At 42.8% G+C, this 15,668-nt stretch carries 15 protein-coding genes and 4 tRNA genes; 7 read left to right on the top strand and 12 right to left on the bottom strand.

Annotation, left to right across the window (positions count from 1 at the left end):
* Nucleotides 1-176 precede the first annotated feature (176 nt).
* The 6 genes from ACE01U_RS06365 to tpiA form a co-directional block, all read right to left on the bottom strand.
* Nucleotides 177-253, bottom strand: a tRNA-Met gene (locus ACE01U_RS06365).
* An 89-nt stretch (nt 254-342) separates the two neighbouring features.
* Nucleotides 343-419: transfer RNA gene (locus ACE01U_RS06360), tRNA-Met, on the bottom strand.
* A 69-nt stretch (nt 420-488) separates the two neighbouring features.
* Nucleotides 489-565, bottom strand: a tRNA-Met gene (locus ACE01U_RS06355).
* Between the two features lie 48 nt (nt 566-613).
* Nucleotides 614-698, bottom strand: a tRNA-Leu gene (locus ACE01U_RS06350).
* Between the two features lie 53 nt (nt 699-751).
* Nucleotides 752-1,081 carry a preprotein translocase subunit SecG gene (gene secG, locus ACE01U_RS06345; RefSeq protein WP_395578975.1) on the bottom strand — a complete coding sequence of 110 codons (330 nt, stop codon included), beginning with the start codon at nt 1,079-1,081 and terminating at the stop codon, nt 752-754.
* Between the two features lie 13 nt (nt 1,082-1,094).
* On the bottom strand, nt 1,095-1,886 hold the full coding sequence (gene tpiA / locus ACE01U_RS06340; protein WP_395578974.1) for a triose-phosphate isomerase: 792 nt from the start codon (nt 1,884-1,886) through the stop codon (nt 1,095-1,097).
* Between the two features lie 278 nt (nt 1,887-2,164).
* Here tpiA and pilB point away from each other — a divergent pair, with 278 nt between their 5' ends.
* The 4 genes from pilB to coaE are packed head-to-tail and all read left to right on the top strand — an operon-like array spanning nt 2,165 to nt 6,602.
* The gene (gene pilB, locus ACE01U_RS06335; RefSeq protein ID WP_395578973.1) at nt 2,165-3,877 is read left to right on the top strand and encodes a type IV-A pilus assembly ATPase PilB; all 1,713 of its coding nucleotides are present in this window, start codon (nt 2,165-2,167) and stop codon (nt 3,875-3,877) included.
* Nucleotides 3,878-3,907: 30 nt separating this feature from the next.
* Complete coding sequence (locus tag ACE01U_RS06330; protein WP_110974247.1) at nt 3,908-5,134, top strand: type II secretion system F family protein; 1,227 nt, start codon at nt 3,908-3,910, stop codon at nt 5,132-5,134.
* The gene (locus tag ACE01U_RS06325) at nt 5,134-5,994 is read left to right on the top strand and encodes a prepilin peptidase (protein WP_110974246.1); all 861 of its coding nucleotides are present in this window, start codon (nt 5,134-5,136) and stop codon (nt 5,992-5,994) included. Before ACE01U_RS06330 ends, ACE01U_RS06325 begins: the two co-directional genes overlap by 1 nt.
* An 8-nt stretch (nt 5,995-6,002) precedes the next feature.
* On the top strand, nt 6,003-6,602 hold the full coding sequence (gene coaE / locus ACE01U_RS06320) for a dephospho-CoA kinase (RefSeq protein ID WP_119064163.1): 600 nt from the start codon (nt 6,003-6,005) through the stop codon (nt 6,600-6,602).
* Between the two features lie 16 nt (nt 6,603-6,618).
* Here the strand turns inward: coaE and ACE01U_RS06315 are convergent, their stop codons facing one another.
* The 3 genes from ACE01U_RS06315 to ppnP all read right to left on the bottom strand — a co-directional run bounded on the left by ACE01U_RS06315 (nt 6,619) and on the right by ppnP (nt 8,780).
* Nucleotides 6,619-7,533 (bottom strand): DMT family transporter, encoded by a 915-nt coding sequence (locus tag ACE01U_RS06315; RefSeq protein WP_171327345.1) that lies wholly within the window; start codon nt 7,531-7,533, stop codon nt 6,619-6,621.
* Nucleotides 7,534-7,565: 32 nt separating this feature from the next.
* Entirely contained in the window at nt 7,566-8,315 is a 750-nt protein-coding gene (rlmB, locus tag ACE01U_RS06310; RefSeq protein ID WP_395578972.1) for a 23S rRNA (guanosine(2251)-2'-O)-methyltransferase RlmB, read from the bottom strand.
* Between the two features lie 141 nt (nt 8,316-8,456).
* Nucleotides 8,457-8,780 (bottom strand): pyrimidine/purine nucleoside phosphorylase, encoded by a 324-nt coding sequence (ppnP, locus tag ACE01U_RS06305; protein WP_086209701.1) that lies wholly within the window; start codon nt 8,778-8,780, stop codon nt 8,457-8,459.
* Between the two features lie 390 nt (nt 8,781-9,170).
* Between ppnP and recN the strand changes: the two genes are divergently transcribed.
* From recN to ruvX, 3 genes are all read left to right on the top strand, one after another.
* A complete protein-coding gene (gene recN, locus ACE01U_RS06300) occupies nt 9,171-10,832 on the top strand; it encodes a DNA repair protein RecN (RefSeq protein ID WP_086209702.1) in 1,662 nt (553 codons plus the stop codon).
* Between the two features lie 111 nt (nt 10,833-10,943).
* Entirely contained in the window at nt 10,944-11,498 is a 555-nt protein-coding gene (locus ACE01U_RS06295) for a YqgE/AlgH family protein (protein ID WP_086209703.1), read from the top strand.
* Nucleotides 11,491-11,934, top strand: a complete 444-nt coding sequence (gene ruvX / locus ACE01U_RS06290) for a Holliday junction resolvase RuvX (RefSeq protein WP_395578971.1) — start codon at nt 11,491-11,493, stop codon at nt 11,932-11,934. Before ACE01U_RS06295 ends, ruvX begins: the two co-directional genes overlap by 8 nt.
* Nucleotides 11,935-12,017: 83 nt before the next feature.
* Here the strand turns inward: ruvX and ACE01U_RS06285 are convergent, their stop codons facing one another.
* The 3 genes from ACE01U_RS06285 to ACE01U_RS06275 are packed head-to-tail and all read right to left on the bottom strand — an operon-like array spanning nt 12,018 to nt 15,352.
* Complete coding sequence (locus ACE01U_RS06285) at nt 12,018-13,025, bottom strand: HlyD family secretion protein (protein WP_395578970.1); 1,008 nt, start codon at nt 13,023-13,025, stop codon at nt 12,018-12,020.
* 36 nt (nt 13,026-13,061) lie between these two features.
* The gene (locus tag ACE01U_RS06280) at nt 13,062-13,268 is read right to left on the bottom strand and encodes a DUF1656 domain-containing protein (RefSeq protein ID WP_005400946.1); all 207 of its coding nucleotides are present in this window, start codon (nt 13,266-13,268) and stop codon (nt 13,062-13,064) included.
* A gap of 2 nt (nt 13,269-13,270) precedes the next feature.
* Nucleotides 13,271-15,352, bottom strand: coding sequence for an FUSC family protein (locus tag ACE01U_RS06275; protein ID WP_395578969.1), 2,082 nt, complete (start codon nt 15,350-15,352; stop codon nt 13,271-13,273).
* Nucleotides 15,353-15,668: the final 316 nt, after the last annotated feature.

Below are 15,668 nucleotides of genomic sequence, written 5' to 3'. Positions count from 1 at the left end.
CCAATACAAACTATAGTAGTAGTGGAACATGACACTTTGACTTTCACCGTATCCGGCGCACATCGACACTACACGATAGCCAATAAAAAAGGGCGTAATCGCCCCAATTATTGCACAGAAAATCAATATCCACTGTGCAAAAAGGCCCACCTTGTTGTGAGCCTCTTTTAGAAACTTGGTAGCGGGAGCTGGATTTGAACCAACGACCTTCGGGTTATGAGCCCGACGAGCTACCAGACTGCTCCATCCCGCATCAACGTGCAAAAATTATATACAAATATGAACTATTTTTCAATCTAAATACTTCATACTTACTTTGATTTAGTTGCACCTAAATCAAATTGGTAGCGGGAGCTGGATTTGAACCAACGACCTTCGGGTTATGAGCCCGACGAGCTACCAGACTGCTCCATCCCGCATCAACATGCAAAAATATTCTTGGTTTAATCACTTAAACCACTTACTTTAGTTTGCCTCTAAAATAAGATTGGTAGCGGGAGCTGGATTTGAACCAACGACCTTCGGGTTATGAGCCCGACGAGCTACCAGACTGCTCCATCCCGCATCAACAGATTTGCTGCATACACCAACTTAATCTTCTGGATTCATAAGTTGGTGCGGAAGGGGGGACTTGAACCCCCACGCCCGAAAGCACTACCACCTCAAGGTAGCGTGTCTACCAATTCCACCACCACCGCAGCTGTGACGCATTCTAGTAGCATCGCCACAAAAAAGAAAGGACTAATTCCAATTATTCGCTTGTTTTCGGTGCAGTTGGTGAAGTTTCAGTCGATTGCGCAGGTACAGAAGTTGTCGTTTGTACCGACTTTAGGCTGTATGCATCTGTAGTTTGCTTTTTAGCAAACACGGCCAATGTCAAACTGGTGACAAAAAACAATGCCGTTAAAATCGCTGTTAATCGTGTCAAGAAGTTCCCTGAACCCGATGCACCAAATACAGTTGCCGCACCGCCACCACCAAACGAAGCGCCAGCATCTGCACCTTTACCATGCTGGACTAAAATCAGCACGATCATCAACACAGCTAAGATAATATGTACTACCAGCACAAAAGTTTGCATGCTGAACTCCTAATTATTTTGTATTTGCAAATGCTTCGGCAATTTTATAAAAAGACGTTGCATTTAAAGATGCCCCACCGACGAGCGCACCATTGATATCTGGACAAGCCGCTAACTCTACTGCATTTTCAGCTTTAACACTACCACCATATAAAATGGCCATGCTTGCGCCATACGAGGTAATTTGGGTTAAACCTTCACGGATTTTTGCATGCATGGCCTGTGCATCTTCTGGCAATGCAGTTTTGCCTGTGCCAATCGCCCAAATCGGCTCATAAGCAATCACAATATTTTGCCATTGTTCCGCCGCCACTACACTAGCCAAGTCACAAATTTGTTGTAAAACAATAACTTCAGCCTGACCCGATTCACGTTGTTCTAGACTTTCACCTACACAGTAAATGACAGTCAAACCAGCATTTAATGCATTTTGTGCTTTGGCATTTAAAACAGCAGAGGTTTCCGCAAAATATTCACGGCGCTCCGAATGCCCCACCAAAACATATTCGATTTGGCTATCTTTCAGCAGCTCTGCACTCACCTCACCTGTATATGCACCAGTATGGGCAAAACGTGAAACATCTTGAGCTACAGTAAAAACTGGGCGTACAGCTTTCGCAAGCTCAACTTGTGTTGCGCCCAGTGCGATTGCAACAGGTGCAATGCCAATATTACATTTTTCTTGTGCTATTTCTTTCTCTTGCAAGAGCTGTTTAAATTCTTGAAGCAATTGCTTGGCATCTGCCTGCATTGGGTTCATCTTCCAATTGCCGACAACCCATGGCTTAATCGTCGAACCCGACATACAGCACCCTATTCAAAACAGTTCATTAAAACGGCCTCATTCTACACGTTATTTATTTTTCAAAGATAGTTTTCTTCCAGAATTTATTCTTTGATGGAAACCACACCGATCAAAACAAAGAGCATTTTGTAAAAAAAACCGCCTGCTATTACGACCAGTTCATGCTTTTAATCGATATTAAGGTGGTGACAACACTTTCAGATATGGTATTTTTGTGCAACAAAAGTATAATTTTACGATACCAATTATAAACAATTGAGAAGTTAAGGACTTGGGGAATGTCAGTATCAAATGGTTTGCCTAAATTCACAGGCTTTATTCGACGCTTAGTCGAAGACGGACGCATGACTGCTGAAAATATGCAGCAGGCGATGCTTGCTGCCAAAAAGGCTCAACAAGATATTGTTCCTTATCTCATCGAAAGCCATAAACTCTCTCCAAAAATTATCGCAGAAACGATTTCATTGGAGTTTGGTGAGCCAGTTTTTGACCTAAGTGTCTATGACTCAGCACAAATTCTACGAGATATTGTTGATATTAAGCTCATCACTAAACATCGTATTCTACCTATCTTCCGCCGCGGTAATATTCTTTATCTCGCAACCAGCAATCCGACCAATATGGATGCCATGGATGCGATTCGCTTCAACTCTAAAATGAACATTGAAGCAATTATTGTTGAGCACCCTCAACTGGAAAAATTTATTGAGCAAAACTTTACTCAAACAGATAGTTTTGAATTTGCTGATGATGATATTGATTTAGATCTAGAACAAGATTTTGAAAAGCCGAATGATGAGGAGGATGACTCCCCGCAAGGTGATGAAGCGCCAATTGTAAAATACATCAATAAACTATTGATTGATGCGATTCGTATGGGCGCTTCAGACTTACACTTTGAGCCTTATGAAAAATCGTATCGCGTTCGTTATCGTGTCGATGGTGTACTTCGTCATATTGCCAGCCCACCACTACAGCTCGCAACACGTCTTGCCTCTCGCTTGAAAGTCATGTCTCAAATGGACATTTCCGAAAAACGTGTTCCTCAAGATGGGCGTATTAAATTAAAGCTATCAAAAAGCAAAGCGATTGATTTCCGTGTCAACTCTCTGCCGACTTTATTTGGTGAGAAGCTGGTACTGCGTATTCTTGATCCATCGAGCGCTATGTTAGGGATTGATGCATTAGGCTATGAACCTGATCAAAAAGAACTCTTTATGCAAGCTTTGGACAAACCACAAGGCATGCTACTGATTACAGGTCCAACAGGTTCAGGTAAAACGGTATCTTTATATACAGGTTTGAATATTTTAAATAAAGAAGATACGAATATTTCAACTGCCGAAGACCCAGTTGAGATTAACTTAGAAGGCATTAATCAGGTCAATGTGAATAATAAAGTCGGCCTCACTTTCTCAGCCGCACTCAAGTCTTTTCTGCGTCAGGATCCAGACATTGTAATGGTCGGTGAGATCCGTGATCTTGAAACAGCAGAAATTGCCATTAAAGCTGCGCAGACCGGTCATATGGTGATGTCGACACTACATACTAACAGTGCCCCTGAAACCCTGACACGATTACGCAACATGGGGGTGCCATCATTTAATATTGCCACTTCAGTCAACCTCGTAATCGCTCAGCGTTTAGCACGTCGTTTATGTAAACAATGTAAAACACCTGCTGACATTCCTGAACAAAGTTTACTCGAAATGGGCTTTACCGCAGAAGATATTAAAAATCCAGACTTCAAACTTTATCAGCCTGTAGGATGTGCTGAATGTCGTGAAGGCTATAAAGGTCGTGTCGGCATTTATGAAGTCATGAAAGTTACATCAGAAATTTCAAAAATTATTATGGAAGACGGCAATGCCTTACAGATTGCAGAAGCTTCAGCAAAATTAGGATTTAACAATTTACGTCGTTCAGGTTTACTCAAGGTTATGCAGGGGGTCACTTCCTTACAAGAAGTGAATCGTGTAACCAGCGAATAATTGAAATATTGAAAGAATAAGGATAAACGCATGGCTGTCAAGAAAGCACAGATGATGCCAACCTTCAATTATGAAGGGATAGACCGTAAAGGGGCAAAAATTAAAGGGGAGTTGCCTGCACGTAATCTTGCCCTCGCCAAAGTCACTTTGCGTAAACAAGGCATTACCATCAAAAGTATTCGTGAAAAGAAAAAGAATATTCTTGAAGGCGTATTTAAGAAAAAAGTGACGACGCTGGACATCACGATTTTCACCCGTCAGCTCGCAACGATGATGAAAGCTGGTGTACCACTGGTTCAAGGGTTTGAAATCGTGGCTGAAGGCTTAGAAAATCCAGCAATGCGTGAAGTCGTCCTCGGCATTAAGGGTGAAGTTGAAGGCGGTAATACCTTTGCTGGAGCACTCAGAAAATACCCTCAATATTTTGACAATTTATTCTGTTCGTTGGTCGAATCAGGTGAACAATCAGGTGCACTTGAAACGATGCTAGATCGTGTAGCGGTTTATAAAGAAAAAAGTGAGTTACTCAAACAAAAAATTAAAAAAGCCATGAAATATCCCGCAACCGTGGTTGTGGTTGCAGTGATTGTGACGATTATTTTGATGGTCAAAGTCGTCCCCGTTTTCCAAGAACTCTTTACCTCCTTTGGCGCAGAATTACCAGCATTTACTCAAATGGTCGTCAACATGTCTGAATGGATGCAAAAATATTGGTTTATCTTGATTATTGTAATTGGTATCTTAATTACAGCTTTACTCGAGACCAAAAAGCGCAGTAAAAAGTTTCGTGACATGCTGGATAAAGCTGCGCTGAAAGCCCCAATTTTCGGTGATTTGGTTTATAAGGCAATTATTGCTCGTTATAGCCGGACTCTTTCCACAACCTTTGCCGCTGGTGTTCCTTTAATTGATGCACTTGAGTCTACAGCTGGGGCAACCAACAATGTGGTCTATGAAGAAGCTGTGATGAGAATCCGCGAGGATGTAGCAACCGGTCAACAACTTCAATTTGCCATGCGTGCGACCAATAAATTCCCTTCCATGGCAGTACAAATGGTTGCCATTGGTGAAGAATCTGGTGCGCTTGATGCCATGCTAGATAAAGTTGCCACTCACTATGAAAATGAAGTGGACAATGCAGTGGATGGCTTAACTGCAATGATGGAACCTTTGATCATGGCGGTCTTGGGTGTACTTGTGGGCGGTCTCGTGATTGCCATGTATCTACCAATCTTCCAAATGGGTTCTGTGGTTTAATGCAAGAAATAATTTCCTCTCTGATCAACACTCCAACTGCACTTTATTTCGTGGTTGGAGTTTTTAGTTTGTGTATTGGCAGTTTCCTCAATGTGGTGATCTACCGCACCCCAAAAATGATGGAGCAAGAATGGCGTACTGATTGTCAACTGTTACTTCATCCTGAGCAACCCATCATTGATGAAACGAAGCTCACCTTAAGCAAACCAGCATCCACTTGCCCCAAATGCAACAGTGCCATACACTGGTATCAAAATATCCCTGTGGTTAGTTGGTTAGTACTGCGTGGAAAGTGTGGCACCTGCCATAACCCAATTAGCATTCGTTACCCTGCTATTGAACTGCTCACAGCCACGTGTGCATTGATCGTGGTCGCGGTCTTTGGTCCAACCATCCAAATGCTTTTTGGCCTAGTCTTAACCTACATTCTCATCGCTTTAACCTTTATTGATTTTGATACGCAGCTCCTGCCAGATCGCTATACTCTCACGCTTGCAGCACTTGGTTTAGCAATAAATAGTTATGCTATTTATACCTCTCCCACCGCTGCCATTTGGGGTTATATCATTGGCTTCTTGTGCTTATGGGTCGTCTATTATCTATTTAAGCTTATCACTGGCAAGGAAGGCATGGGCTATGGCGACTTTAAGTTACTTGCTGCCTTAGGTGCCTGGATGGGGCCGTTGTTACTGCCACTGATTGTGCTACTTTCATCTTTTGTTGGTGCAATCATCGGCATCATCTTGCTCAAAATTCGAAAAGAAAATCAACCTTTTGCTTTTGGTCCATATATTGCTATTGCAGGTTGGATTGCTTTTCTTTGGGGAGAGCAAATTATGAAAATTTATTTAGGCAATTAATAAAACCTATGGCATTTATTTTAGGTCTGACAGGCGGAATCGGTAGCGGGAAATCTGCCGCAAGTCACTGGTTTGAACAACAAGGCATTCACGTGGTTGATGCAGATGTGGTTGCTCGAGAAATTGTGGCTGTAGGTCAGCCCGCACTGCAACAAATTCAAGCCCAGTTTGGAGATTGGGTGCTCCTAGACAACGGCGAACTGAATCGCCGCGCTTTGCGCGAACACATTTTCCAAGACCCAGCTGCCCGCACGCAATTGGAAAATATCACCCACCCTGCTATTCGCCAGTCCATCAGACAACAATTGCAAGATGCGACTAGCCCTTATGTGATTTTGGTTTCACCGCTACTGTTTGAGACCAATCAACATGAACTAACCCAACACACCCTGTTGATTGATGCTTCTATAGATCTACAAATTTTGCGTGCTTCTCAACGTGACCATCAAAATATTGAGCAGATTCAGGCCATCATTCAAGCTCAAATGCCACGCGAGCAAAAACAGGCTTTAGCCAATGATATTGTGATAAATGATGGACATTTGGAGCACTTATACGCACAGCTCAGACCTTTGCATTTAAAGTATTTAGCTCGTTCAGAAGCCTAAAAAAAGCAGTCGATTATCACTGCTTTTTTTGTTGCACGAGTTGGGCTTTCAAACTGTCCTTACGTATCCAGCGCCAAGGCTGCAAGGCACCAATCCCCATCCCTACAAGCCCACATAAAATGGCAACACTCAGCGGCTCATTGAGCAGAGGAACTGCAATTATTGCAGCAATAAATGGTGCTAAGGTGACAATACTGCCTGTTTTAAATGCCCCCAAACGTTTAATAGCCTCCACATAAGTAAGAGTCGCTACAATCACCACAAATATGCCATGAAATATGACCTGAGCAATCAATTGCACAGGTTGCACATGTGCGAGGGTTTTGGGCAAAAACAAAACATAAATTGGTACAAATACAATCGCAGCCCAAACCGCAACACCTGCCATGGAATGCCACGCAGATAATTTCCATTGCCGAAGCAAGACAGTAAATGTTCCCCAAAGCACGGCACTGAGGAAAAATAAACCATCCCCTAAACTAAAAGCGATACCTGTTTCTTGATACATCAACCCGCTCATGACCGTCAGTGCAAGCAACATTATACTGAGGCTAAGCCAAGTATGCCGGTCAAAGGGCTGCCGAAATAAAAGATAAGCCGCGACAGCCGTGCAAAGTGGAATGCAGCCATTGAGAAAGATCGCAGCATGTGCCGCAGGCACATAATGAAAGGCACTATAAGCGGTGATGCAATAACATACCCCACCAATCATCGCCAAAATAAAAGGCTCTTTCTTCCACAAAAAGGCAGTATCCTTTTTATAGATCAAGATCGGCATTAAGATGCAAAATGCCAAGAGAAAACGTAAGGCAGTAATATCCCACGCCCCAATGCCCCAATTGGCACTGAGCCGAGCCGTTAAGGTAAATCCCCCCCAAATACACATGGTGATGGCAATAAATACATAGCCTTGTTTTTGAGGGGTCATCATTGGATTTAAATTGAATCGGAAATTAAAAAATTTTAGATATTACGTTGACGACATGCTTCATACAAAGCCATACCCGTTGCTACACTGACATTCAGACTTTGCAAGTTGCCTGCCATCGGGATATATACTGTTTGATCACATTGAGACTGGGTAATTGGACGCAGGCCTGTATCTTCAGCACCCATCACCACACATACAGCAGTGCCCGTAAAATCGAACTGTTGTAGCGGCAAGGCATTTTCATCCAACATGGTACCAACCACACGCACATTAAATTCTTCCTTAATTTGCGCTAACGTCCGAGCCAAATTGGTTACTTGAATAAATTTAACTTTTTCAGCACCACCTGCCGCAACTTTGCGTGCAGTCGGGGTCAAACTTGCAGAACGATCACGAGGCACAATCACAGCTTCAACGCCCATTGCAGCAGCAGTACGGATACATGCGCCGAGGTTATGCGGATCGGTGACTTGGTCTAAACCCAGCAATAAACAATTTGGCGACTGTTTAAGTAAAGCTTCTAGATCTTTTTCATTGAAAACTGGATTAGGACGAACAGCGGCAACCACTCCTTGGTGGAACGGCAAGCCAGCCATTTTTTCCAAGCGATCACGGCCCGTTTGTTGTACGCTAATCCCAAACGGTTCAGCCAACTCAAGTACACGCTTTAAACGCTGGTCATCACGCCCTTTTAAGGTAAAAAGTGTGAGCACACGTTCAGGCTCAAGCTCCAACAATGACTCCACCGAATGAACGCCATAAAAATATTCAGGTTTAGCCATGTAGGACCTCTAAAAGATAAATCACCATCGACACGATGTGCCAAAATAAAAATCCTGTAAAGCTGACTTTACAGGATTGCTGTGCAATATCTAGTTTAACTGATTTTGCTTAAAATTACTTAGTGAGTATCGTCTGAAAGCTTAGCCTTCTAAATGACACACGTAATCTAAAACTTCATCAGTTTCAATTTTGAAACGGCTATTGCCAGGCACGTAAAAAGACTGTCCCGCACGGAACAATTCGCTCTCTTCACTGTCTGCAATCTGCACACGACATTCGCCTGAAATAATTTCCATACGCTCTGGCACATGTGTTTCGAACGTCAATGCTTGCTCTGTCGGTAGAATGACACCTAACGTTTTTTTGGTACCATCTTCAAACTGTACAGTATGGCTAATGCATAAACCGCCAAAATAAACATTGGATTTTTTAATGACAGAGACATGATCGAACTGAGTTGACATGCATACACTCCAGATAATGCGCATTTATAATCATATTGATGTGCTAGTTTAAAGATGTGCGATTAACTAATCAATCCATGTTTTATTCCATTCAATCAATATTTTGTTAAAGCCCGACCATTGTACAATTGCACCTCTTCTCTCTACACTTTGGCTTAATTTTTGCCTGTCTAGGCCTTCTAAAATAGTCATTTTGAATATATCTAGAAACCAAGGACAACTTTGCTACCAATTTTAGATTCACGACGCGATTTAAAAATCTATTAGGTCGTCTTTGGGATTCAAGCTAAAATAGTCCAGTTTTAACTAAAACCAATAGCACTGCCGTCTTGTCGGCTGAATAAAACTTGACTATCTTAAACTAAAACTTTTCGCAGCTCGGATGCGTTTATGCTGACACATTTAACTTTAATTAACTTTGCTTTAGCTGATCACTTAGCCCTTGATATTGATCAAGGCTTTAATGTCTTAACGGGTGAAACAGGTGCAGGTAAATCTTTATTACTTGATGCACTGTCAGCATGTCTAGGTGAACGCACCGACACTAACTATGTTCGTTTTGGTTCAGACAAAGCCGATGTGACCGCTATTTTTAGTTATCAAGAACATAGTCCTGAAGCAACATGGTTAAAGTCACATGAACTCGATGATGAGTCAGGCGAAATTCATTTAAGACGTGTGATCTTTGCTACAGGACGAAGCAAAGCATGGATTAATGGCCGTCCGAGTAGCTTAGCTGAATTAAAAGAAATTGGCCGTTTGTTGGTACAACTCTACAGTCAACACAGTCAGCAACAGCTGTTAGAGCCACCTTATCCAAAGCGCTGGTTAGACCTGTATCACAACTTCTACCCTGAAGCGCAGGCTGTACGTGAAGCTTATAGTACTTGGCAAAAAGACATCCGTCAGCACCAAGCAGCATTGGATGCCCAAGCCACACGAAAACAGCGTATCGACACGCTAAACCTACAACTTGAAGAACTCGAAGATGTGGTTCAAATCGACTACAAGGAGATTGAACAAGAGTTTGACCGTCTTTCACATCATGAAAACATCATGCAAGACAGCAGTTATGCCTTAAATGCATTAGATGATGCAGAGCAGAACATTAATCAAGAAGTTTCCAGTATTCTTCGTCGTTTAGAGTCGCATGCAGGCCGTAGTGAGCAATTGGCTGAGATTCACACCTCTTTGCTGAATGCGCAAAGTGAACTTGAAGATGCCACAGCCAACCTACGTCAGTTTATTGACCGTCAAAGCTACGACCCTGAACGCATGGAAGAGCTCAATACACAGCTTGAAATGTTCCATCGTTTTGCACGTAAATATCGCACGCAGCCTGAATTGCTCAAGCAAGAATATGAACAATGGCAAGTCGAATTAGAACAACTTCACTTATTAGAAGACCCTGAAACACTGGCAGAACAAGTCGAGCGCTCGCATCAAGACTTTTTAGATAAAGCACACCATCTGGATCAAATTCGCCAAGATGCAGCCGCACCACTGGCCAAACATTTAACCGAACAAGTGAAACAACTGGCCCTACCTGAAGCTCATTTTGAGTTTAAGTTTGAACCTTTGGAACAGGCTTCAAGTGAGGGACTCAGCTTTATCCAACTATTATTTACAGCCAATAAAGGTATCCCACCTCAGCCCTTAGCCAAAGTAGCATCAGGCGGTGAACTCTCACGTATTGCCTTGGTCATGCAAGTGATGAATGCTGAAAAAACTGAAGCAGAAGTTTTAGTGTTTGATGAAATTGATGTCGGGATCAGTGGTGGTACGGCGGAAATTGTGGGACGCCTATTGGCCGACTTAGGCTCACACGTGCAAATTTTATGTATTACCCACCAAGCCCAAGTCGCAGCACAATCCGACCAACATCTATTGGTGAAAAAGCGCCAAACTGACCCGGCCAGCAGTACCATTTTAAGTTTAGAAGAAGATGAGCGAATCAATGAGCTCGCACGCATGACAGGGGGGGTTGAAATCAACGACACCACACTGCAACATGCCAAGCAATTACGCCAGCTAAAGTTCCAGTCTGCTTAGAATATGTAGATTGGATCACAAAAAAAGATTTGGAGAATAGGCATTAGTCTAGTAACGTGGTAATTAAGAACATTTACTAGAAGCATTTCAATTTCAAGGAGAAGCCTTTAGGTGAGCAAACAATATCTGACGCATCGCTGTCTCATTGCCCCGCCCGATATGGCAGATGATTTTTTTGCCAATACGGTGATTTATTTGGCTCGACACGATGAAGAAGGTGCTCAAGGCATCATCATCAACCGACCTTCAGGACTTTCTGTTAAGGAATTGCTCAATGATCTTGAAATTGAAGCAGATCATGTCCGCCCTCATGATGTACTCCAAGGTGGCCCTTTACGTCCTGAAGCAGGCTTTGTCTTACATACTGGCCAACCAACATGGCACTCATCTATTGCGGTGGGAGAAAACATCTGTATCACTACCTCTAAAGATATTCTAGATGCTATTGCTCATAACGAAGGTGTGGGTCGTTATCAAATTGCTTTGGGTTATGCCAGCTGGACCAAAAACCAATTGGAAGATGAACTCGCTCGTGGTGATTGGCTGGTCTGTGATGCTGATATGGATTTGATTTTTAATATTCCTTATAACGACCGTTGGGATGCTGCCTACAAAAAGTTGGGGCTCGACAGAACCTGGTTGTCATCTGAGATTGGACATGCCTGATTTAAACACGCCCCAAATGATTATGGCATTTGACTTTGGTACACAAAAAATGGGCATGGCTGTCGGTCAAGCATTGATTGAAAGTGCCACACCTTTGGCGTTGTTTGCCATGAGAGATGGCATTCCCAATTGGGATGATTTGCATAAAATTATCAAGCAATATCAACCTAATCTATTTTTAGTCGGTTTACCGCTGAATATGGATGATAGTGAGTCAGAACTCTCGGCCCGCGCGCGTAAATTTGCGCGTCGTTTACGTCATCAGACCAATATTGAAACGTGGATGGTGGATGAACGTTTAAGTACCCGCTCTGCCCGCGATGAGTTAAGTCACTACCAAGCACAAGGCAGAGGGAAAAATCTCTCTGCAGATAGCCTTGCCGCTGCATTATTTATTGAAAGTTGGTATCGTGAACCCAAAGGACTTACTCCTTAGTTCAGAGTCTCTCGAAACATAGCGAACCATCTTAAAAAAGCATCCAATAAGGATGCTTTTTTAAGAGATGAAGAAAGACCAATTTAGTGGCTCTTCTCGATAATATGTACTGTCACAGTTCGCCCCGCAACAAATGCCAATTCATTCTTTGGAATTTCATCTAATGCAATTTTTACAGGAACGCGTTGCGCTAAACGCACCCAACTAAAAGTTGGATTTACATTTGCCAGTAGACCTGTACTAGATGTTCGTTCACGATCTTCAATGCCTGAGGCAATGCCCTGCACATGACCTTTTAAACTTCCCGAATCACCCATCAACTGAATGGTTGCGGGAGCACCGAGATAAATTTTATTTAACTTGGTTTCTTCAAAATAGCCCACCACATAAAGTTGTGAACGATCCAACAACGCCGCTACCGCTTGACCCACTTTGACATAGTTGCCTGCTTTCATCTCAAAGTTAGACAATGTACCATCGGCAGGTGCTAGGACTTCGGAACGGTTCAAGTTTAATTCAGCCAAATGTAAATTACTGGTGGCTACATCAATTAACGCCTGTTGCTGCGCAATATTGGCTTTGGCCTGCTGAATCGCCGCTTGCATTTGTTCATGTTCGGCATGTGATTGATCTCGTACGGCAAACATCTGATCTTGTTCTTGCTTTGAAATAGCACCATCCATCAAATTGGCATAGCGTTCTGCATTTTTATCGGCCAAGTGACTATTGGCTTGTGATTTGGTCAAATTGGCTTTGCTTTGAAACAGCTCCGCTTCGGCGGCGGCCAAACTGGCTTTGGCTTTAGCCAAGTCTGATTTGGCTTGTTCCACATCAAGCGCCTGACGTGCCACATCAATTTTAAACAGCACCTGTCCTTGTTTGACGCTTTGATTATCATGCACTAAAACTTCAGTGACTAAGCCTGAAACATCGGAAGACACTTGAATCACATCGCCACGAACCCGCCCATCACGTGTCCACGGTTCAGCATTATAATAATGCCAAAGATGCACGAGCACTGCGATCGCGATACCCGCAATCAGCACTGAAGTGAAGGGACGGCTCAGTTTACGCCAATCAAAGGATGCCATTTCATTTTACCTCATTCATTTCAATCAGATGTGCGCTTAGGCAAAGCTCACGATAAAACCCCAATGGACCATGCCAAGCACTGTAATGTAGAGGCATAAATAAAAAATACTGGGTAAAAAAATCCAACCTTTGTCGACCCAAGGATCGGTCACCCGCATGAGTAACCGTAATACGATGTAGGCCAATACCGCCTGAATGACCAAAACTGGCACATAGACACCATAGATATTAAGTTCACCCATCGTTATGCTCCCAACAAACGGACGTGAGACATTTCGGCCCATGTCGCATGACAGAGACTGCTTTGAATATTATTCAGTGAAACTTGCAAACGCCGAGCAATGCTTAGGTCTTGCATCTGTATAAGCTCGGCCTGAATGATCTGAATTTTGTCCAAAATGTGTTGTCTGACCTGTAGGTCGCTATGGTCTAATTCTTTAGCGTAAAAATAAGCATCCATTTGGCTTTGTAGTTCTTGTAGATGCAGCGTGATAGAGGCCTGCACAGGCATTTTTTCAATCAGTTCTTGCACCCGAGTTAAATCAATCACCGCACTGGATTCAATCAGGGCCAAATTGATTTTTTGCTTCAAACGATCAGACTGGACCAACTTGGTATTCAGTACGCCTATCCGATCCAACATACTGCGCAAATGCACTCTAAACTCGACCCCATAAGGTAAATAAAGCGCTTGTCGTATCGCTTTATAATGTAAAGACAGGATTCGCTTGGCGGTAATGTCCGGCGACATCGCACGCACCAAATGAATCACATAGACAGAAATGATGGGACCAAGCACCGTACCAATCGAGGCATCAAAGAACGTTACTTGATCTAGGTGATAACGGTTTTGCAGGTTTAAGCCCATGACCACACCCATCAATAAAGGCAACGCCAAGCCTGTAAGTGGCGGATGTAAAAACAGCATCAGGCAGTACATACAAAAAGGGGCCAACACTATCGCTAACATCCAAAAAGCGCTGACTTGCGGGAAGATGCCATAAGCATAAATAAAGACAATAATCGCCGCATACAAACTGCCACGGATAAAAATTTTTAAGGCAGGAACGGGGTTGTCCATACTGGTGAGAATGCAAGCACAAATAGCCGCCATTTCCGCCATCATAAAACCTGCTTTCCAGCCACTGACGATCCAAAAGCCAGTTGCCACAATCACCACGATAAAAGCAGAAACACCACCACGTACTGCAACACCATGATCGCGATGTAGGTTAGGATAAGTCGTACTCATCGGGATCACTGTCGCAGGTAAACTGTCATCGCCTTGTTGAATACGTTGCCAAATCAACTTAATGGCACGTATATTTTGAATAAAATGACGCACATCCATTTTTAAACTGGCCAATATGACTTGCTGCTGTGGCAAGGCACTGTCAAACACGTCTTGGAAACTCGACTCAAATTGTTCAGGCAAATGGTTTAGTTCTTGTTCTAAAATGGCTTGATCGCCTTGCAAAAACTCGACGATCTGCACATGCACTTTTTCTAAAGCAGGACGGTACGCAACATCAATGTGGTCTAGCTGCTGAATCCGCTCTGCCATCGCCACCAGATTGGTCACCAACATACTCAGTTGATGCAACATTTCTTGTAAGGGTTTGGTCATGCCTTGTAATGCTGATTTTTCATAGCTCAAGTACACAGCCATCACATGAATATCAGCAATATCACGCGTGATATGACTGAGCGTAGCGCTGTAATTGATGGCTTTTACGTCCGCATTGAGGATTTTATCAAAAACTGCCCGGGTATCTTGAAGAGTCTGTGAAACACGGGTTTTCACCACAGGACCAATATGCATAGGGAACAGTACCGCATTCACCACGGCACTACATAACACTCCAACCGTAATTTCGATAAAGCGCCCAATCGCCATATCAAACATTGACGTAGTTTCAATGTTATAAATAATGTTGTAGCAAATAATGACTGTGGTATAACCAGCCAACATAAAAATATAGCTACGTGGCGTTCGATCCAATAAAGAAAAATATAAGCAAAATCCGACCCACGTCGCCAAAAACAAGGTGAATAGTTCAGGGGTATTAATCAGATTTGGGGTAACCGCAAGTGAAACAATAGCGCCCAACAGCGTTCCCAAAACACGATATACGCTCTTTGAAGCGGCCATTCCAGTATAAGGATTGGCAATCACGAAGACTGTGCCTATAGCCCAAATGGGATAAGCCAGATCTAAGGAAAATGCCACATACAGTGAGAGCATGCCTGCCAAAAAAGTTTTACTCGCAAAAATCCAATCCAATTTATTTGGACGAAATGCAATTAACTGTTTGGTCAGGAACATAAATCATCTCTAAATGCGCTGAATGACAACATCTACAGGATTCTTCAACGCAGTATTGCTCAAGCAAACAGCAACACTTCATCCTCACCAGAAGCGAAAACGAATCAAAAATAATTCCAATAAATGAAGTCTTTTACAGACATGGGCAAAGACAGCACCATGTGACAGGAAAGAAAATGCTCAAAAAAATAATGAAACATTATTCATTAAAAGACATTTCTATAGACAATTTTTCCAAAATTAATTGTTTTTGTCAATCAAAATATCTCCATGTGATAATACAATCTTTTTTATCCGTGTTTTATCGCTTGTTTTT

Source organism: Acinetobacter halobius (assembly GCF_044130335.1).
Taxonomy (GTDB): Bacteria; Pseudomonadota; Gammaproteobacteria; order Pseudomonadales; family Moraxellaceae; genus Acinetobacter.
This window is presented reverse-complemented; position numbering and strand designations above follow the sequence as displayed.